Here is an 18574-nt window from a genome sequence, read left to right as displayed (position 1 = left end):
ACCCACGACGAACCCGGCGTCGACCTGATCCTGCCCGATCTGCGTCATATCGAGGGCCGGCTCGACGACGTCGAGGCGCTGGTGCTGACCCACGCGCATGAGGACCACATCGGGGCGATTCCGTTTCTGCTCAAGCTGCGTCCGGACATCCCGGTCGTCGGTTCGAAGTTCACGCTGGCGTTGGTCGCGGCGAAATGTCGTGAGCACCGCCTCAAGCCGGTGTTCGTGGAGGTGGCGGAGGGCCAGCTCAGCACGCACGGGGTGTTCGAATGCGAGTATTTCGCCGTCAACCATTCCATTCCCGACGCGCTGGCTATCGCGGTGCGCACCGCGGCCGGAACCGTTTTGCACACCGGCGACATCAAGCTCGACCAGCTTCCGCTGGACGGGCGCCCCACCGACCTGCCGGGCATGTCCCGGCTCGGCGACGCCGGCGTGGACTTGTTCTTGTGCGACTCGACCAATGCCGAGGTTCCCGGCGTCGGGCCGTCGGAAAGTGAGGTCGGCCCGACGCTGCACCGGCTGATCCGGGGTGCGCACGGCCGCGTCCTGGTGGCGTGCTTCGCCTCCAATGTCGATCGGGTGCAACAGATCATCGACGCCGCGGTGGCGTTGGGCCGCCGGGTGTCGTTCGTCGGGCGGTCGATGGTGCGCAACATGGGTATTGCCCGGGAGTTGGGTTTCCTACGGGTGGACGATTCCGACCTGATCGACATCGGTGCCGCGGAGATGATGGCGCCCGAGCAGATCGTGCTGATCACCACCGGAACTCAGGGCGAGCCGATGTCGGCGCTGTCGCGGATGTCCCGCGGCGAGCATCGCAGCATCACGCTGACCGCCGAGGACCTGATCATCCTGTCGTCGTCGCTGATACCGGGTAACGAGGAAGCCGTCTACGGCGTCATCGACTCATTGGCCAAGATCGGTGCCCGGATTGTCACCAATCAGCAAGTCCGCGTGCATGTTTCCGGCCACGCCTACGCGGGCGAACTGCTGTTCCTGTACAACGGGATACGGCCCCGTAACGTCATGCCCGTGCACGGCACCTGGCGGATGCTGCGGGCAAATGCCAAGCTTGCCGCCAGCACGGGAGTGCCCGAATCGTCGATTGTCTTGGCGGAGAACGGTGTCAGCGTCGACCTCGTTGCGGGCAAGGTCGGCATAGCCGGCGCGGTGCCGGTCGGCAAGATGTTCGTCGACGGGCTGATCACCGGTGACGTCGGCGATATCACGTTGGGCGAGCGGCTCATCCTGTCGTCGGGTTTCGTCGCGGTGACCGTGGTCGTGCGACGCGGGACCGGGCGCCCGGCGGCCGCACCGCAGCTGCACTCGCGCGGCTTTTCCGAAGATCCCAAGGCGTTGGAGCCGGCCGTCCGCAAGGTCGAGGCAGAGCTGGAATCGTTGGCGGCCGAGAACGTCACCGACCCGATCCGGATCGCGCAGGCGGTCCGCCGTACGGTCGGCAAGTGGGTGGGGGAGACCTATCGCCGCCAGCCGATGATCGTGCCGACGGTTATCGAAATCTAGGTTTCAGCTCGCGAAACTTAAACAAGGCTTCGTACTTCAAAGTGCGCCGACGACTGTGTGAATTGCGCTGCTGCGCAGCATGTTCGGCTGGGTGTTATGCGGCTAGAAGGAGAAGAACAGATCGGCGGGATCCAAGAACGAGTGAAAGTCGGTCATGAGGGGGATGTCACCGAAGGGCGTCACCAAGGTATCTGCGAGCGTGTCCGCGCCGCTGGGCGTCGTCGGCGCGATGTCGGAGTAGAAATTTTCAAACCCACTACCAATGTTGATAACGGCGTACACCGATCCGACCGGCGGGGCGCTCGTGCCCTCCTCGGAGTTGGTGACGACGATTACTGAGTTCGAGAGGCCCATCGCAGTCGTTATAACGTTGCTGTCAGCCTGGAACGACCCAGCCGAGAGCGTGTGAGTGGGGTCGGTGTCGAAGAATTCGTTTAGGTGAATGCTGTTATTTGAAGGCAAAATTCCCGATATCCCAGTGACCGTTGTCGGTTGCGACGCATCGTGCTCGAATCCGAAGAAAGCGAAGGGTTGGGTGGAATCGAAGTCGGTGGTGTCGTCGCCAAGGGCCACCGCTGACGGATCCGTTGGTTGGAAGGGGAAGTACGAATACGTGGAGTTGAAGAACGCGTGCAAGTCGGTCATCAGGGGAATGTCCCCGTACGGCGTCACCAGGGTGTCCGAAAGCGTGTCGGCTCCGCCGGGCGTCGTTGGCGCGATGTCGGAGTAGACATTCTCAAAGCCCGAACCCATGTTGTTAATCTCGTACACCGATCCGACCGGCGGGGCACTCGTGCCTTGCTCGGAGCTGGTAACGACGAGTTCGGAGAAATGCGGGCCCATCGTATTCGTGAGAACGTTGTTTTGAGCCTCGAACGACCCGGCCGCAAGCGTGCCGGTGGGGTTGGTGTTGAAGGATTCGGTCAGGTGAACGCTCTGATAAAAGGGTGGGATCGCAGCTATATCAGTGACCGTTGTTGGTTGCGACGCGTCCTGCTCGAATCCAAAGAGATCCTGGAAGTATTGGTTGAAAAAGGACGAGGCGTTGGTGATGTCGTTCTCGGAGGTGACTGCCAACGGATCCGTAGGGTTAGTCGACGGATCGGTGGGCTGGTAGAGGAAAAACGCTTCCGTGGGATCTAAGAACGCGTGGACGGAAGTCGTGAGGGGAAGATCTCCGAAGGGCGTCACCAAAGTATCCGAGAGGGTGTCTGCGCCGCCGGGCGTGGTTGGCGCGATGTCGGAGTAGACATTCTCAAAGCCGTAACCGATGTCGATGACGTCGTACACCGATCCGACGGGCGGGGCACTCGTGCCGGCTGAGCTGGTGACAAGGAGTTCGGAGCTGGCAGGGCCGAATGCGCTCGTTATAACTTCGTTGTCAACCTCGAACGACCCGCCCGAGAGCGTGGCGGTGGGGTCGGTGGTGAAGAGTTCGCTCTCGTGAATGTCCTGGAAAATAGGCGGTTCCCCGGTTATCGAATAGACGGTCGAAGGTTGCGACGCATCGTGCACGAACCCGAAGAAATTCTGAAAGAGGGGGTCGAAAACGCCAGTGTCGGAGGCGTCGTCGGCGAGAGCAATGGCCATAGGGAGGAACGCGGCGGCGAGCAGGCCACCGGCAGTTGCGCCGAGGATACGCACTATTCGACGAGAACCCATCGCAGAACTCCGCGGGTGTGACCTGGGTCAGTAGCGGATATGGAGTCTAGCAGAATGACTGCACCGGGGACGATGAAAAGCGGTGATCCCGCGGCAAATTCGTGTGGCATTCGGGGAGGGACGCGATTATTCGGCACTCGTGGTGAGCCCGGCGAGAATTTCGCCTCCTCCCGAAGCGATTGACGGCGCCTCACGACCTAGTGCACCGAGGGGGTGACGGTGGTCAACCAAGCCGTAGATATCGATGTGGGTGTCGTAGCCCAGAAGGCGAAGGAACTCATCAGGAAGGCTCATGGCGACTGTCCGCGGGATTGCGAGATACTGGTTCTCTTGCTGACGAAGCCAGGCGCAGTTGTAGTTCACGTTCAATCCGAGGCGCGGCCGTTGGGCGCAGTTGGCGCCTCCGCCGTGGAAGAGCCCGCCGTACCAGACGAGAACGGACCCCGGTTCCATCTCCGCGGTCACGATCGAAGGATTTTTGTCCAGCTCGGTCGCGTCCTGACTTCGCGGCACCAGCTGGGTTGCGCCGTTCTGGGGGGTGAACTCGGTTAGGGCCCACATGGTGTTGACGATCAAGGGTGGATGGGGACGAGCGATCGGAAACACCACATCGTCTTGATGAAGAAACTGAGCGGTCTCGCGCGGATGGATCTCGATCGCGTTCACAATCGAAACCTGAGGCTGGATGAGCGTGCCCCGGAGGAGCTCCAGGACCGCTGGGTGGGCGACAAGGGAATCGACGGCGCGGGTCTTGGCAAGAATGTTGTGGACGCGCTTGGTCCGATTGCCGAAAAACTCGCCCTTACCCCACGCCTGCCGGTCCAAGAGTGGGCGAAGCGCCCTGCGTACTTCCTCGAGGATCGGGTCCAAAACGACGTCGCGGAGGATGACGTAGCCCTGTGTCCGGAGTTCTTCGAGCGCTTGACCGTTCGACATCGTTCCCTCTTCCGGCAGCTGACGAGATCGTCGTTGCAACTCGGCGCCGCATCGCCTCTCACGGTACTCGGCTAGCGTTTAGCAACCCGCTCAGCCAAATGCCGCGCCGGCCGCGGGGGTCGGTGAGAGGGGCCGCCTGCCGGTGAGCCCGCGCGCGGTACGCAGCGCGACCGCCATGATCGTGTTGGTCGGATTAGAGCCGCCTGAGGTCGCGAATACGCCGCTGTCGGCGCAGAACACGTTGTCCATCTGGTGCATTCGGCCATTCCCATCGACGACGCTTGTCATCGGGTTGACGCCCATCTGCATCCCGCCCATGGTGTGCAGGCCCGTCGGCGGTGCGGTGCCATTCAGGGAATTTGCGGTGCTCTGCGCTACCGCGGCGTAGAGCTGTGCGCCGGATGCGCCACACATCGTGGAAAGCAGCGGGATGAAGAAGCTTTGCGAGACCTGCTCGAACTTTCCGATCTTGTAGGTGACCCGGGGTGCGGGCTGCCCGTTGAGGTCTTTGATCGTCGGGTCGAGCGTGACGTTGTTGGTCAGGTACGGCATGTCGGTGCCGAAACAGTCGACGCCGGCGAGCCGGTCGCGCAGCAGCGATTCGCGCATCAGCTCCTTGAACGTGCTGCCGAAAAACTGCACACCCGGTATAAGCCCGAGGATCTCCTGGTAGAACTTGCCTTCGGCGATCGGGTTCTGGCTGCCGCCGAGCTCGCACAGGCCGGCACGGATGTAGGGCAGGCCGGCCAGCCGGGCGTAGAGTCGCGCTCCGGGGAAGTCCGGATCGTTGAAGTCGAACATGACCTGCGTGTTCGAGCGACCGCGGTAGGCGTGCACTCGCTGGTTGAGGAAGATGGCGAAGCCGTCGTAGAAGTTTTGGAACATGATCCGTTTGCCGATGCGGCCGTAGGGATCAGGCAGGTTGGAAAGCAGCGCCAGACGCGGCGACAGGACCGCGGAGCAAGCCAGCACAACAACGTCGGCGCTCTCCCCGCCGGGATTGCCCTGCGGGTCGAGATAGCTGACGCCGGTGGCCCGGCGGCCGGTGTAGTTGACCTGCGTGACGGTCGTCTGTGGCCGCAACTGCGCCCGCCCGGTGTGCAGGGCGCGCCGCAGCATGATGAGGTTGACCGGCTTGGCGGAGATCGGACACCCGTAGCCCGAACAGAACCCGCAGTTGTTGCACGCCGGGGAGCCGTTGTATTCGACCGAATTGGCCGCCATTGGAAACGGAAAGGGATGCAGCCCAACGCGCTTCGCGCCTGCGGCAAGCAGCATCGACGAGCGCATCTGTGCCCCTGGCGGCATCGGGAAGGGCTTGGATTGCGGCTGGTGCTTCTGGACGAACGCGGGTATCGACGCGACGTCGCCTTGCACTCCGATCACCGTCTCCACCTCGTCGTAGTACGGCGCGAGCTCGCTGTACTCGAACGGCCAATCCGCCATATCCGCACCGGGCACCGGGCCGAGCAGCGACAGTCCCTTGAAGTCGATGTCCCACATCCGGGTGACCTTCACGTCCGAGTGCGGGAACGCGCCACCGACCTGGTTGGGCAGGTCGTTGACGTCGCCGACGTAGGTGTTCGCCGCGTTCTGGCTGGCCATTTGGCGAAACGTGCGCGGGTAGGCCAGCGGGTCGGGCTGCTCGAAGTAGCGGTACTGCGACTTGAGCTCGTCGTTGGAGAACACCGTTCCGAACGGCCCTTGCCCTTCGATGTTGGTGTAGTAGCTAGGCCCCATCTCGAAGATCACGACGTCCCAGCCGGCCTCGGCGAGTTCCATCGCCATCACCGACCCGCCCGGTCCCGAGCCGACGATGATCGCTTTAGGCATTGACGCCGCCTTTTCCGCCCATCTTCGCGACGGCCTGCATCCACCCTCCGCGCACCAGCAAACCGATGATCCCGCTCATCGCCGCCATGTCGCCTGCGGACCCCTCGACCTCGGCGTCCGTGTAGCCCCGCGGCTGGACGTCCCCTGGCCACTTGATGTCCTGCCAGCCGACGAGATTCGCGTTGCCCCCGTACTCCGGCACGGAGTACATCCCCTCGATGGTGTGACCGAACAGCAACTGGGTGAAGGTCACCGCCTGACCGGTCGTCAGGATGCTGTCCTGTTTCGCCGTCGACACCGAGGTGAAGTCGCCGCCGGCCAGCTGGTCAAGTAGCGCGATGCCGGTGGTGTATTGGCTGCGAAGGTTGCCGATCCGCTGTTGCCACGCGTAGTTCTGGGCGCGGTCGAGCGGGACGAAGTTGGCCATGAAGTCTTGCGCGCCACCGGCGCGATTGCTCCACGGCCCGCCGGCGTGCACCTTGGCCGGCGAGAAAGAGAACGCCGACAGCATGATGTCGAGGTAGCAGACCACGTTTGCTTCGTGCGCCCCCGGGGTGGTTTCCTGCGAGCTGTCTGCCGGTCCGGGGACCAGGCGGCGGGTGGCGGCGTCGAGCACCGCGGCCTGGTGCGCAGAGAGGTACAAGTACGGCGTGTCGGCGGCATCGGCAACAACGGGGGGATCGGCGGAAGCGGCCACCGGGATGCCGTTTATGGCGACCAGCGGCAGCAGGCTTAGCCCGCCGAGCACCGTGCGCCGGGACACCGGCGCCGACAGACCGTATTTGCGGGCTGGCCCGTCGCTGGCCACGGGCAGATTATGACGTGAATTTGGAGCCGCCCAGGGAATCCCCGCGTCCGGCGTGTCGGATTTGCTATCCGGTTTCGTGGTAGCGGTCCGCGGCGTCGCGCTGAATGTTTTCCGGCGGGGCGTAGATCGCGTTGACGATGTGATCGAACAGCAAGCTGGCGAACGGCGCGACCTGAGTGTGGGACACGATGAGGTCTTGGCATAGTCGCGGCACCGCGGTGAAGTCGCCGCCGGCCAGCTGGTCGAGCAGCGCGATGCCCTTGGTGTGCTGGTCGCGCAGGTCGGCAACCCGCATCCGACGCACAACGGCCTGGGTGTCGACCAGCGACAGCAGCCGGTCCACGTAGCTGACCACGTCCACCGCGCCGCGCTCCGGCCCGGGAGCCAAGCGGCCGATGGCGGCGTCGAGCACCGCGGCTTGGTGCGGCGACAGGAATCGGTAGACACCGGAGACCTGGCGCCGGGGAATCGGCGCCAACGAACCGGTCGAGCGGGCAGCTTCGTTGCTGGCCACGGCCTGAGTATGACGCCGTAATGAGGCTGACCTGGGGATGCTCCCGGCGCGGCGTGTCGGAATGGCACCGATTCGGGTTCGCGGTGCCGGGCTGGCTGGGGTGTCTAAGCCTTATTACCGCTTGTTGAGGTAGCCGGCATCGACCGGCAGGGCGATGCCCGTGATGTAGCGCGCCTGATCAGACACCAGCCACGCCACCGCGTTGGCGACGTCCTCCGGGGTGAGCACCTGCACCGGCATCGCGTTGCCCATGTCCGGCGGCGAAGGGGACTCGGCGACCAGCCGAGCCAGCCAACCCCGGGTGAACTCGTTGTTGATCATCGGTGTGTCGACACCGGCCGGATGCACCGAATTAACCCGAATGCTGTGCGGTGCAAGATGGTTGGCGTAAACCCGCATCAACCCGACCAGACCGTGTTTGGCCGCTGCGTAGCCGATGGAGCCCGCGTCGGGGCTGCCGATACCGGCCAGGCCGGCGGCCGAACTGATCAGCACGATCGATCCACCGTCGCCTTGGGCCAGCATCGTGGGTATCGCAACCTCGACGGTGTGGTGGACACCGGTGAGATTGACGTCGATGACGTCGCGCCAACCGTCGGCACCCGATTGCATCGGCGCGATGCCCGCGTTGGCCACCACGATGTCCAGCCGACCGAACTCGTCGAGACCGGCTTGCAGCGCAGTCGCCAGCGCGGCCTGATCCCGCACGTCACCCTGCTTGGCCACGATGTGCGCGCCGGTGTCCTCGACGAGCTTGACGGTCGCCGCCAGATCGTCGGGACTGGCCAGCGGGTAGGGCACGCTGGCGATCTGATCGCACAGGTCGACAGCGATGATGTCGGCGCCCTCGGACGCCAGTCGCACCGCGTGGGCACGGCCCTGGCCGCGGGCGGCGCCGGTGATGAAGGCAACCTTCCCCTTTAGCTGCCCGGCCATTTAGGCGCGCAACTGTCCCTTGCCGGGATCGCCCGCCGGAACGGGCTGCAACGTCTTGATATCCGGGGCTCCGGCCAGATGCTCGCCGACCGCGCTGAACATCTTGCCGAGCGCCGGGGCGGCGCTGTGGGTCTTGAGCGCCTCTGCGTCGGCCCATTGCTCGACGAAGACGAAGGTGTCGCCCGTTTGATGTACCGCATACAGCTGGCAGCCGGGCTCCTCGTGCACCTCCTCGGCCGCGGTGGTGAGGATGTCGCGGACGGTGTCGACCGATTCCGGTTTGACGGTCAAGGTGGCGACGACGACGACGGGCATACGGGCCTCCTGCAAGCTTGGCGAAGTGACGGCTGTCACCCTACTGGGCTGATGCAGGGGTTAAACGCCCGGTTGGGCCGCCAGACGGTGTTAACCAGTGTGGCGGATGGTGTAGATGGTGCATTTGCGATTAGGCTTGCCTGCATGGCTAGCAAGACTGTCGCCCGGTCCAGCGCCCGAACGAGCAGGTCAAAGGCCGGATCCCGGTCGACGCGGCCCCGGCGCAAGCCGGTCAAGGCGCCGCGCAGGCCCGCCCGGCGCCGCAATCACTCGCTGGTCACCAGCGCCGGGCTGACCTGCGGACGGGCCGTGCGGGCGACGTGGCTGATGGTCGCCAAGGGAACCGGCACCACGGCGCGGTCGGTCGGCCGCGCGCGCGACATCGACCCGGGGCACCGCCGGGATGGGATTGCCCTGGCCCTCCTGGGGCTCGCGGTCGTCGTCGCCGCCAGCTCGTGGTTCGACGCCGCACGGCCGATCGGCGCATGGGTCGACTCGGTGCTGCGGATATTCATCGGCTCGGCGGTGGCGCTGCTGCCGGTGGTCACCGCGGCCATAGCGGTGCTGTTGATGCGCACCGAGCCCAATCCGGAGGCACGGCCGCGGCTGGTTCTGGGTGCGGCGATGGTCGCGCTGCCGGTGCTGGGGCTGTGGCATTTGTGGGCCGGTTCGCCGGACAGTCCGGTCGGACGCGCGCACGCGGCGGGATTCATCGGATTCGCCATCGGCGGACCGCTCTCGGAGGGGTTGACCGCATGGATTTGCGCGCCGCTGCTGTTCATCGGCGCGCTGTTCGGAGTGCTGCTGTTGAGCGGCACCACGATCCGTGAGGTGCCCGACACGCTGCGATCGCTGTTCGGCACCCGGATGTTCGACGGCGACGACGCCGAGAACGAGGCGTACGACGCCGACCCAGACGTGGAAAGTGGCATAGCCGAAGACTTTTCCGACGGCTACTACGACGACCCGTCGTCCTACGGCGACGACGAAGCGCAGGCCTGGCCCTCTCCCGTCGGTGCGGACGACAGCCCGACAGTGCCGGAGCCCACCGTGTCGCGCAGCCGACGCCGCACCAAATCCACCGGCACGCAAGAGACCTTGGTGCTGGACCGGGTCGTCGAAGGGCCCTACACGCTGCCGCCGCTGAGCCTGCTGGTGGCCGGCGATCCACCCAAGAAACGCAGCGCCGCCAACGATCAGATGGCCGAAGCGATTACGTCGGTGCTGCAGCAGTTCAAGGTCGACGCGGCGGTCACCGGCTGCACCCGTGGGCCGACGGTCACTCGCTACGAGGTGGAGCTGGGCCCGGGCGTGAAGGTGGAGAAGATCACCGCGCTGCAGAAGAACATCGCCTACGCGGTTGCCACCGAATTCGTCCGGATGCTGGCGCCGATCCCGGGCAAGTCGGCTGTCGGCATCGAGGTGCCCAACACCGATCGCGAGATGGTGCGGCTGGCCGACGTGCTCACCGCGCCGTCGACGCGACGCGATCACGACCCGCTCGTCATCGCTCTGGGCAAAGACATTGAGGGCGAATACATTTCGTGGAATCTGGCCAAGATGCCGCATCTGCTGGTGGCCGGTTCGACCGGGTCCGGTAAGTCCAGCTTCGTCAACTCGATGCTGGTGTCACTGCTGGCGCGGGCCACCCCGGAAGAAGTCAGGATGATCCTGATCGACCCGAAGATGGTGGAACTGACTCCCTATGAAGGCATTCCGCATCTGATCACGCCGATCATCACCCAGCCGAAAAAGGCCGCCGCCGCGCTGGCATGGCTGGTCGAGGAGATGGAACAGCGCTACCAGGACATGCAGGCGTCGCGGGTGCGTCACATCAACGACTTCAACGAGAAGGTGCGTTCCGGCGCGATCACCGCGCCGCTGGGCAGCCAGCGCGAATACCGGCCCTACCCCTACGTGGTCGCGATCGTCGACGAGCTGGCCGACCTGATGATGACCGCGCCCCGCGACGTCGAGGACGCCGTCGTGCGGATCACCCAGAAGGCCCGCGCCGCCGGCATCCACCTGGTACTGGCCACCCAGCGGCCGTCGGTCGACGTGGTCACCGGCCTGATCAAGACCAATGTGCCGTCCCGGCTGGCGTTTGCGACGTCGTCGCTCACCGACAGCAGGGTGATCCTGGACCAGGCGGGCGCCGAGAAGCTGATCGGCATGGGTGACGGCCTGTTCCTGCCGATGGGCGCGAGCAAACCGATCCGCCTGCAGGGTGCGTACATCACCGACGAAGAGATTCACGCCGTCGTCACCGCCTGCAAAGAGCAGGCCGAACCTCAGTACACCGACGGCGTCACCACCGCCAAGCCCACCGGCGAACGCACCGATGTCGACCCCGATATCGGCGACGACATGGACGTCTTCCTACAAGCCGTCGAGCTGGTGGTGTCCAGCCAGTTCGGCTCCACGTCGATGCTGCAGCGCAAGCTTCGGGTCGGGTTCGCCAAAGCCGGCCGGTTGATGGATTTGATGGAAACTCGCGGGATCGTCGGCCCCAGTGAGGGATCGAAAGCCCGCGACGTGCTGGTCAAGCCCGACGAGCTGGCCGCGACGCTGATGTCCATCCGCGGTGTGGACGGTGGCGCCGGCGACGACGACGGCGAAACTGGTTAGCCCACCCGAGACGCCTGGTAGTAGGCGATGCTCCAGCCGTCCTCGTCGCGCCTGACCACCACTCCGATGGACACGCCGACCGTGGGCCGATCGGGAAAGGCGAAGTCGGCGTGGACGTATCCGAGCACCAGGTCTGCAGCCAGCCTTCGGGTCTCAAGGATCTGGTAGTCGACCGTCATGCCCGGCGATTGGCTCGCGTAGTAGTCGGTGACGCCTTGGCGGCCAACGCTATAGGGGCGCAGACCCTGGAAGATGGCGTCCTCGGTGAATACCTGGGACACCCGTTCGGGCTGCTGCGCGTCGATGGCGGCCTTCCACTGGTCGAGCGCCTCGCGCAGGGCGTCAGTGTCCGGCACTTTGACCACCGTCCACGTGCAGGATCTCGCCGGTGACGAAGTGCGCGTTCTCCAGGTACAGCACGGCCTCGACGACATCGTCGATGTCGCCGATGCGCCCCAGCGGATGCATCTTGGCCAGTGCCTGGTAGGTCGCTGCGTCGTGCATGGGGGTGCGAATGTCGCCCAAAGCGACTGCGTTACACCGGATCCCGTGCTTCGCGTATTCGATGGCCAGTTCTTTGGTCACTGCGTTCAAACCGCCTTTGGTCAGCGATGCCAATGCGGATGGAACCGCAGAGTTTGCGTTGTCGACCAGGCTGGTGGACACGTTGACCAGGTGGCCGCCTTCCCCGCGGGTCAGCATCGCCGACACCGCCGCACGGGAAACCTCGAAGAAGCCACGGAGATTCACTCCGGTGATGGCGTCATAGTCCTCGTCGGTGTACTCGATGAACGGCTTGGCGATGAAGATGCCCGCATTGTTGACGACGGTCTGAATCCGTCCGAACCGCTCCAGCGCGGCATCGACGATGCGCTGGCCGATGCCGGGCTGCGCGATATCGCCGGGAACTGCGAGCACCATCGGGTCCTCACTTGCGTCGATGGTGCGCGAGTTGGCGACGACGGCGTAGCCGAGCCTGCGGTAGCCGGCGACCAGCCCCGCGCCGATGCCCTGTGAAGCGCCGGTGATGACGACAACGGGTTCAGCGGTCATTCGCTACAGCACCAGCAGCATCCGTGAGTTGCCCAGGATGTTCGGCTTGACGTAGCTCAGGTCGAGGAATTCAGCGACACCGATGTCGTACGAGCGGCACATCTCGTCGAACACCTCGGCGGTCACCGGCGTGCCTTCGATCTCGGTGAAGCCGTGCCGGCCGAAGAACTCGGTTTCGAAGGTCAAGACGAACAAACGCTGCAGTTGCAGTTCACGGGCGACCTGAAGAAGCTTGTCGACGATGGCATGGCCGATGCCCTGGCCGGTCAATGCGGGAGCGACGGCCACCGTACGCACCTCGCCCAGGTCGGACCACAGCACGTGCAACGCGCCGCAACCGACCACCTCGCCCTGCTGCTCAGCCACCCAGAACTCCTGGACGGCCTCATACAGCGTTACCAGGTTCTTTTCCAGCAGGATCTTGCCGGCGTAGGTGTCAACGAGCCGCTTGATCGCCGATACGTCAGAGGTCCGCGCGCGCCGGATCACCGGCCGGTTGGCTGGTGGACCGCCTGCTGCGTTCACGAATTGAACAGTATCGGCTTCGGTGCCACCCGTGACGATGCAGAGCGCGAAGCGCGATGAGGAGGAGCGGGTCATCAGGTCCAGCCGGTCGGCAACCGATATTCTGATGCTGTGTCGGGGCAACCTCAAACCGGTCCGGTAGTCCCGCGCGTTCGCGTCACCAATCTCGCCAATGTGCTCACGCTGCTGCGGCTGGTACTAGTGCCGGTATTCCTGCTGGTGCTGTTTGCCGGAAATGGTCACGAAACCGTCAGCCGCATTGCCGCTTTCGTGGTTTTCGCCGTCGCCGTCGTCACCGACAAAATCGACGGCGCGCTGGCGCGCAATTACGGCATGGTGACCGAATTCGGCACGATGGCCGACCCGATCGCGGACAAGACGCTCATCGGCGCGGCCCTGATCGGGCTGTCGATGCTCGGCGATCTGCCATGGTGGGTGACGGTGGTGATCCTTGCTCGCGAGGTCGGGATCACCGTGTTGCGGTTCGCCATGCTGCGCCGCGGCGTCATCCCCGCCAGTCGTGGCGGCAAACTCAAAACCCTCGTGCAGGCCGTCGCGATCGGATTGTTCATCCTGCCGCTGTCGGGATCGTGGCTGGTGGCGGCGTCGGTCGTAATGGCTGCCGCGATCGTGTTGACCCTGGTCACCGGCGTGGACTACGTCATCTCCGCCGCAAGGGATGTCCGTGGACGACCCGCTGCTGACTGACGACGCCCGCGGATTGGTGGCGGATCTGACGGTCCGCAAGCAGAGCGTCGCCACCGCGGAGTCGCTGACCGCCGGGCTGCTCGCCGCCACCCTCGCCGGGGTGGCCGGCGCCAGCGAGGTACTGCGCGGCGGCCTGATCACCTACACCGAGCACACCAAGGTCGTGCTGGCCGGGGTTGCGCCGCAGATTCTCGACGAGGTCGGGCCGGTGGCCGGCCCGACCGCCCGGGCGCTGGCGGTCGGCGCCCGCCAACGGTGTGACGCCACCTGGGGCGTCGGATTGACCGGCGTCGCCGGGCCCGAGCCGCATGGTGGGCACGAGGTGGGCACGGTATTCATGGGCCTGGCCGGGCCAGTCGATACCGAGGTGGTCGAGCTGAAGTTCAGCGGAACACGCTGGGATATCCGCGTCTCGGCGGTGCGCGAGTCGATCAGCAGGCTGCGTGCGCTGGTCGCGGCAGCGTGAATCTCTCAGTCCGAAAGCCGCCGCGCGGGAACCAAAGGCCGCGCGGCGGTCGTTGACCCTGATGAACTGTCTCCGCTGAACGGATTAAGGAGAGCGGGATGCCGTCATTGCTGCGCGAGGTCCTCGGCGACGTGCTGCGTCGGGCCCGAACCAAACAAGCCCGGACGTTGCGCGAAGTCTCAGACGCTGCGCGGGTCAGCCTGGGGTATCTGTCCGAGGTCGAGCGCGGTCGCAAGGAGGCGTCCAGCGAGCTGCTGAGCGCGATCTGCGACGCGTTGGATGTGCCGTTGTCGCAGCTGCTTGTCGAGGCGGGTGAGCAACTGGCGCGCCGGGAGCACGCGGTTGCCCCGGCCAGCGCGGCCAATATCGACGTCAGCACCAAGGTCGTCATCCCGCCGGTCGTCTCCATGGCCGTTGCCTAGCCCGCTTTGCGGCAGCAAGGGTGTGGCAATCCGCGTCGAACCGATAAATTGAGCTTCAAGGTGAGCGCTGTAGTCCATCTGGCAGACAACTAGACACGAAGGCGGAGCTAAATCCATGGCCAATCCGTTCGTCAAAGCGTGGAAGTACGTCATGGCGCTGTTCAACTCGAAAATCGACGAGCACGCCGACCCCAAGATTCAGATTCAGCAAGCCATCGAGGAAGCGCAGCGGCAGCACCAGGCGCTGACCCAGCAAGCCGCGCAGGTGATCGGCAACCAGCGGCAACTCGAGATGCGGCTCAACCGGCAGCTTGCCGACATTGAAAAGCTCCAGGTCAACGTCCGGCAGGCAGTGACACTGGCCGACCAGGCCACCGCCGCCGGGGACACCGCCAAGGCCACCGAGTACAACAACGCCGCCGAGGCTTTTGCGGCCCAGTTGGTGACCGCCGAGCAGAGCGTGGAAGACCTCAAGGGGTTGCACGACCAGGCGCTTGGCGCGGCGGCGCAGGCCAAGAAGGCCGTCGAGCAAAACGCGATGGTCCTGCAGCGGAAGATCGCCGAGCGCACCAAGCTGCTCAGCCAGCTCGAGCAGGCCAAGATGCAGGAACAGGTCAGCAAGTCGCTGCGGTCGATGAGCGAGATCGCCGCTCCGGGGACCACCCCGAGCCTCGACGAGGTGCGCGACAAGATCGAACGCCGCTACGCCAACGCGATGGGTGAGGCCGAGTTGGCGCAGAACTCGGTTCAGGGCCGCATGCTCGAGGTCCAGCAGGCCACCGTGGAGATGGCCGGCCACTCGCGGTTGGAGCAGATCCGCGCATCGATGCGCGGCGACGCGTTGCCCGCCGGAGGACCGGCCGCCGACGGTGCGGCTACCCCGGGCACCTCGGCGGCGGCCCCGAAAGCTGCCCCCGCCGAGAAGCCAATCGGCCAGCAGTAGGCGAACGGAGCGAGATGGCGGTGCAATCCGGTGGCAGCGCGTCGTGGCGCGCATTGCTGCAACGCGGTCTGGACACCGCCGATGAGCTTTCCGGCTTGGTGGCGCGGAAAATCAGCGCCGTCACCGATCCACGGGCCCGGTTGCTGCGGCAGCGCCGACGTGCGCTGCGGTGGGGCCTGATATTCAGCGTCGGGTGTGTGTTCTGGGGTGTGGTAACGGCCGGCCTGGCGGCGTGGGGCTGGTTCGCGTTGCTGCTGGAAATCACCGGCGGGATCGCGGTTGCGCAAGCGATGATCGCGACGCTGCTGCTGATTCGCTACCGCTGGCTGCGATCGGAGCCGCTGCCCGCGCAGCGGCCCACCGGCGGCCGACGCTTGCCGCCGCCGAGTTCGGCGGCGCGGTCGGCGATGTCGGCGCTGGGGGCGTCCGAACGAGGCTTCTTCTCGCTGCTGGGGGTGATGGAGCGGGGCAACATGTTGCCGGCCAGCGAGATTCGCGACCTGACAGTGGCGGCCAACAAGAGTTCGGCCGCCATGGCTGCCACGGCGGCCGAGGTGGTGTCGATGGAGCGGGCGGCCAACTACACGCCGCAATCACGCACATATCTGGTGCCCTCCATCAACGCGTTCACCGCACAGTTGGGCGCAGGCGTGCGTCAATACAACGAAATGGTCACTGCCGCAGCGCAATTAGTATCGTCGGCCAACGGCGATTCGGGCGGCGCCGCGACGTTGCCGAGCGCACAGCAGCGTTACCGGACGGAGTTGGCGGGCGCCACCGATCGTCTGCTCGGATGGGCGCAGGCCTTCGACGAACTCGGCGGGCTACCGAAGACCGGCTAGTTACCCGCTCTTGGCAATGAGCTCGTCGACAACCCACTGGGCGACGCCGTCCGGGTAGGGATTGGCCAGCCCGAGGATGATGTGCTCGAAGCCGGCCTCGATCACACGGCTGATTTCGGTACGGGTGACGCCGGGCCAGTCGTAGGCGACCGGCAGGAAGATCGATCGAGCGATCGAGGCTGGGTCGCGACCGATCTCGGCGCAGCAGCGGTCCAGCAGCGCGCTGCGTGCCGTTGCGTCGTCGAGGTCGCCGCCGGGAATGTTCCACAAATCGGCGTGCTCGGCCACGACGCGCAGCAACTTGTCAGATCGTCCGCCGATCATGATCGGCGGGTGCGGTCGTTGCACCGGTTTGGGGTTGCCGAACGCCCCCGCGAGCCGAACGTGAGCCCCGTCGAAGTCGAATGGCTCTGTCTCGGTCCACAATCGGCGAATGGTGGTCAGCGCCTCCGCAAGGCTCTCGACGGAATGCGAGAAGTCGTGGTACGGCAGACCGTGTGCGGCGTATTCGCGCCGAGCCGTCGGCACGCTCGGGCGGGAGCCGGCACCGATGCCGAAGTCGAGCCGCCCGCCGGAGACGATGTCGACGGTCGTGGCGACCTTGGCCAGCATCGCCGGTGGCCGGAAGCGGTTGCTGGTGACCAGCAGGCCGATTCTGAGTCGGTGGGTCTGCGCGGCCAGTGCGGACAGCAGCGTCCATCCTTCGAAGATCGGCCCGGCCCGATCTCCGGCGATTGGGAAGAGGTGGTCGAACAGCCACGCGTGCTCGATCTGCGGGATCGCGTCGGCCTCGCGCCACACCCGCACGATGTCGTTGTAAGCAACCTGCTGCGGCGCGGTCATGATCCCGAACTGGACTCCAGAGGTCGGCGACATAAACCGTTCTCCTTTCCGGAATGCGATCTAGGGTTGAGACAAATCGGAACGCTGTTCCTTTTGTTGACAGTAGCGGAACGCTGTTCCGTTTTACCACCGGAGCGGAAGGGATGGCCGCACAGTGGCTGACGGTGAACCGACGTCACCGACCCCGAAGAAGCGGGCCGACGCGCGTCGCAACGAAGAGGCCCTGCTCGGCGCGGCGGCCGCCGCGTTTGTCGCGTCCGGGGTCGACGTACCCGTGCGCGACATCGCCGCTCGGGCCGGGGTCGGCGTCGGCACGATCTACCGGCATTTCCCGACGCGTGCCGACCTCGTCGTCGCGGTCTACCGCCACCAGGTGGAAACCTGCGCCGAGTCCGGCCCAGCCCTTCTCGAAGCGCGCAGCTCGCCCCTTGCCGCACTGACGGAATGGACCGATCTCTTCATCGACTTCCTGGTCACCAAACGCGGCCTGGCCGGCGCCTTGAGGCCCGACTCCGCCGCGTTCGAGACGCTGCACGCCTACTTCCTCGACCGACTGGTCCCCGTCTGCGTGCGGTTGCTCGACGCCGCGGCCGCGGCCGGCGAAACCATTCCCGACGTCGACGCTTACGGGCTGATGCGCGCTATCGGCAACCTCTGTATCGGCGCTGACGCGGACCCCGACTACGACGCACGCCGAATGGTGCGACTCGTCATCGCAGGTCTGCGACGCCAGCCGTCCGGCTAGTCCTTCGGCCGGGGCCCGTAGCGTTCGATGTAGGACTGGTGCATGCGGGCATCGCGCTTGCGGGCGATTTCGTCGACGAGTTCCGGGTCGAGGCCGTGCACCCGCAACATGTACCGCCGCCACACCTTGTTGAGGGCATGCGAGAAGTACACGAACGGAATGAGGATCGGCAGCGTCATAGTCAGGTGGACGTCCAGCGTCGTCGGAATCAACCAGAACGGTGCGAGCACCAAAATCGCCGGAACCGCGACGCGAACCATCATTCGGCGCGCAGCACCCTTGCCGGCCAAGTCGTTGCGCACCCAGTCCCGCATCGAGTCGGGTAGTCGCGCGCCCAGGCAGTACCGGACGAGTTGAAAGAAGTTGGGCCGGGTCCTGACGGCGTCGGTACTCATGGCACTAGAACGATGCCCGCAGTGACGGCACCAGCAACCCGGCCAGGCCGCGCAGGGTCGCCTTGAACATGTCGAAGAAGTCGAAATAGTCTCGCCACAACGTGATCTCGCCGTCGTGGACCTCGAACACGCCGCAGATCCAGAACTGCAGCCGCAGCGGCCCGAAGATCAGCGCGTCGGTGCGTTCGGTGAGCACGGAGGCACCGTCGGCGGCGATGCGGTGGATCTTCACCTCGAACCCGCTGGCGCCACCCAACGAGCTGAACAGTTTCATCGCCCGGTTGCGGCCGTGGATTGTCGGCAAACCGACGTTCTGGTACACCAGATCTTCGGCCAATGCGGCGCCTGCGGTTTCGAGGTCCGCGTCCTGCAGCGCATGCAGGAAAACCTCGACCGCGCGCGTGTTTTCGAGAGTCTGCTCGGTCATGATCACCAGCTTAAGGCGATTCGGGCAGCCGGTCACTGTGGCAGGG

Annotated in this window: 21 protein-coding genes; 8 read left to right on the top strand and 13 right to left on the bottom strand. The window is 65.3% G+C overall.

The window, feature by feature from the left end; translation table 11 throughout:
- On the top strand, positions 1-1527 hold a 1527-nt coding region (locus tag VKI00_RS24485), incomplete at its 5' end, for a ribonuclease J (RefSeq protein ID WP_324442128.1).
- A gap of 102 nt (positions 1528-1629) precedes the next feature.
- Here the strand turns inward: VKI00_RS24485 and VKI00_RS24480 are convergent.
- The 7 genes from VKI00_RS24480 to VKI00_RS24450 form a co-directional block, all read right to left on the bottom strand.
- Positions 1630-3171 (bottom strand): hypothetical protein, encoded by a 1542-nt coding sequence (locus tag VKI00_RS24480; RefSeq protein ID WP_324442126.1) that lies wholly within the window; start codon positions 3169-3171, stop codon positions 1630-1632.
- Between the two features lie 144 nt (positions 3172-3315).
- Positions 3316-4125, bottom strand: a complete 810-nt coding sequence (locus tag VKI00_RS24475; protein ID WP_324442124.1) for a phytanoyl-CoA dioxygenase family protein — start codon at positions 4123-4125, stop codon at positions 3316-3318.
- Positions 4126-4215: 90 nt separating this feature from the next.
- Entirely contained in the window at positions 4216-5958 is a 1743-nt protein-coding gene (locus VKI00_RS24470; protein ID WP_324442122.1) for a GMC family oxidoreductase, read from the bottom strand.
- A complete protein-coding gene (locus VKI00_RS24465; protein ID WP_324442120.1) occupies positions 5951-6766 on the bottom strand; it encodes a gluconate 2-dehydrogenase subunit 3 family protein in 816 nt (271 codons plus the stop codon). The genes VKI00_RS24470 and VKI00_RS24465 overlap by 8 nt, the downstream gene beginning before the upstream one ends.
- A 64-nt stretch (positions 6767-6830) precedes the next feature.
- Positions 6831-7280: a hypothetical protein gene (locus tag VKI00_RS24460; RefSeq protein WP_324442118.1), complete on the bottom strand. Its 450-nt coding sequence runs from the start codon at positions 7278-7280 to the stop codon at positions 6831-6833.
- Positions 7281-7394: 114 nt separating this feature from the next.
- Positions 7395-8216, bottom strand: a complete 822-nt coding sequence (locus VKI00_RS24455) for a mycofactocin-coupled SDR family oxidoreductase (protein ID WP_324442116.1) — start codon at positions 8214-8216, stop codon at positions 7395-7397.
- Positions 8217-8531: a putative quinol monooxygenase gene (locus tag VKI00_RS24450; protein ID WP_324442114.1), complete on the bottom strand. Its 315-nt coding sequence runs from the start codon at positions 8529-8531 to the stop codon at positions 8217-8219. It lies immediately after the preceding gene.
- A 51-nt stretch (positions 8532-8582) separates the two neighbouring features.
- Here VKI00_RS24450 and VKI00_RS24445 point away from each other — a divergent pair, with 51 nt between their 5' ends.
- Positions 8583-11159 carry a DNA translocase FtsK gene (locus VKI00_RS24445; RefSeq protein WP_324442112.1) on the top strand — a complete coding sequence of 859 codons (2577 nt, stop codon included), beginning with the start codon at positions 8583-8585 and terminating at the stop codon, positions 11157-11159.
- Here VKI00_RS24445 and VKI00_RS24440 read toward each other — a convergent pair.
- From VKI00_RS24440 to VKI00_RS24430, 3 genes are read right to left on the bottom strand one after another with little or no spacing between them, the layout of a single operon-like run.
- A complete protein-coding gene (locus VKI00_RS24440; RefSeq protein ID WP_324442110.1) occupies positions 11156-11515 on the bottom strand; it encodes an SgcJ/EcaC family oxidoreductase in 360 nt (119 codons plus the stop codon). The two genes, VKI00_RS24445 and VKI00_RS24440, sit on opposite strands and share 4 nt — an antisense overlap.
- Positions 11502-12212: an SDR family oxidoreductase gene (locus VKI00_RS24435; RefSeq protein ID WP_324442108.1), complete on the bottom strand. Its 711-nt coding sequence runs from the start codon at positions 12210-12212 to the stop codon at positions 11502-11504. Before VKI00_RS24435 ends, VKI00_RS24440 begins: the two co-directional genes overlap by 14 nt.
- Positions 12213-12215: 3 nt before the next feature.
- Positions 12216-12701, bottom strand: a complete 486-nt coding sequence (locus VKI00_RS24430; RefSeq protein ID WP_414687281.1) for an amino-acid N-acetyltransferase — start codon at positions 12699-12701, stop codon at positions 12216-12218.
- 147 nt (positions 12702-12848) lie between these two features.
- On the opposite strand from VKI00_RS24430, the gene pgsA reads away from it, so the two are divergent.
- The 5 genes from pgsA to pspM all read left to right on the top strand — a co-directional run bounded on the left by pgsA (position 12849) and on the right by pspM (position 16118).
- On the top strand, positions 12849-13445 hold the full coding sequence (gene pgsA, locus VKI00_RS24425) for a CDP-diacylglycerol--glycerol-3-phosphate 3-phosphatidyltransferase (protein WP_324442104.1): 597 nt from the start codon (positions 12849-12851) through the stop codon (positions 13443-13445).
- Positions 13423-13911: a CinA family protein gene (locus VKI00_RS24420; RefSeq protein WP_324442102.1), complete on the top strand. Its 489-nt coding sequence runs from the start codon at positions 13423-13425 to the stop codon at positions 13909-13911. Before pgsA ends, VKI00_RS24420 begins: the two co-directional genes overlap by 23 nt.
- 98 nt (positions 13912-14009) lie before the next feature.
- Positions 14010-14333 carry a transcriptional regulator ClgR gene (gene clgR, locus VKI00_RS24415; RefSeq protein ID WP_324442100.1) on the top strand — a complete coding sequence of 108 codons (324 nt, stop codon included), beginning with the start codon at positions 14010-14012 and terminating at the stop codon, positions 14331-14333.
- A gap of 115 nt (positions 14334-14448) precedes the next feature.
- On the top strand, positions 14449-15276 hold the full coding sequence (gene pspA / locus VKI00_RS24410; RefSeq protein ID WP_324442098.1) for a phage shock protein PspA: 828 nt from the start codon (positions 14449-14451) through the stop codon (positions 15274-15276).
- Positions 15277-15290: 14 nt separating this feature from the next.
- A complete protein-coding gene (gene pspM / locus VKI00_RS24405; RefSeq protein WP_324442096.1) occupies positions 15291-16118 on the top strand; it encodes a phage shock envelope stress response protein PspM in 828 nt (275 codons plus the stop codon).
- Here the strand turns inward: pspM and VKI00_RS24400 are convergent, their stop codons facing one another.
- Positions 16119-16994, bottom strand: coding sequence for an LLM class flavin-dependent oxidoreductase (locus VKI00_RS24400; protein ID WP_324442094.1), 876 nt, complete (start codon positions 16992-16994; stop codon positions 16119-16121).
- A gap of 121 nt (positions 16995-17115) precedes the next feature.
- On the opposite strand from VKI00_RS24400, the gene VKI00_RS24395 reads away from it, so the two are divergent.
- Positions 17116-17706: a TetR/AcrR family transcriptional regulator gene (locus VKI00_RS24395; RefSeq protein WP_324442092.1), complete on the top strand. Its 591-nt coding sequence runs from the start codon at positions 17116-17118 to the stop codon at positions 17704-17706.
- Here VKI00_RS24395 and VKI00_RS24390 read toward each other — a convergent pair.
- Positions 17703-18101 carry a DUF5313 domain-containing protein gene (locus VKI00_RS24390; protein ID WP_324442090.1) on the bottom strand — a complete coding sequence of 133 codons (399 nt, stop codon included), beginning with the start codon at positions 18099-18101 and terminating at the stop codon, positions 17703-17705. The genes VKI00_RS24395 and VKI00_RS24390 overlap by 4 nt on opposite strands.
- 4 nt (positions 18102-18105) lie before the next feature.
- A complete protein-coding gene (locus tag VKI00_RS24385) occupies positions 18106-18528 on the bottom strand; it encodes a limonene-1,2-epoxide hydrolase (RefSeq protein WP_324442088.1) in 423 nt (140 codons plus the stop codon).
- Positions 18529-18574 lie beyond the last annotated feature (46 nt).

Source organism: Mycobacterium sp. (assembly GCF_035314665.1).
GTDB lineage: Bacteria > Actinomycetota > Actinomycetes > Mycobacteriales > Mycobacteriaceae > Mycobacterium.
The sequence above is the reverse complement of the archived record's forward strand: the minus strand, read 5'-3'. Positions and strand labels throughout refer to the sequence as shown.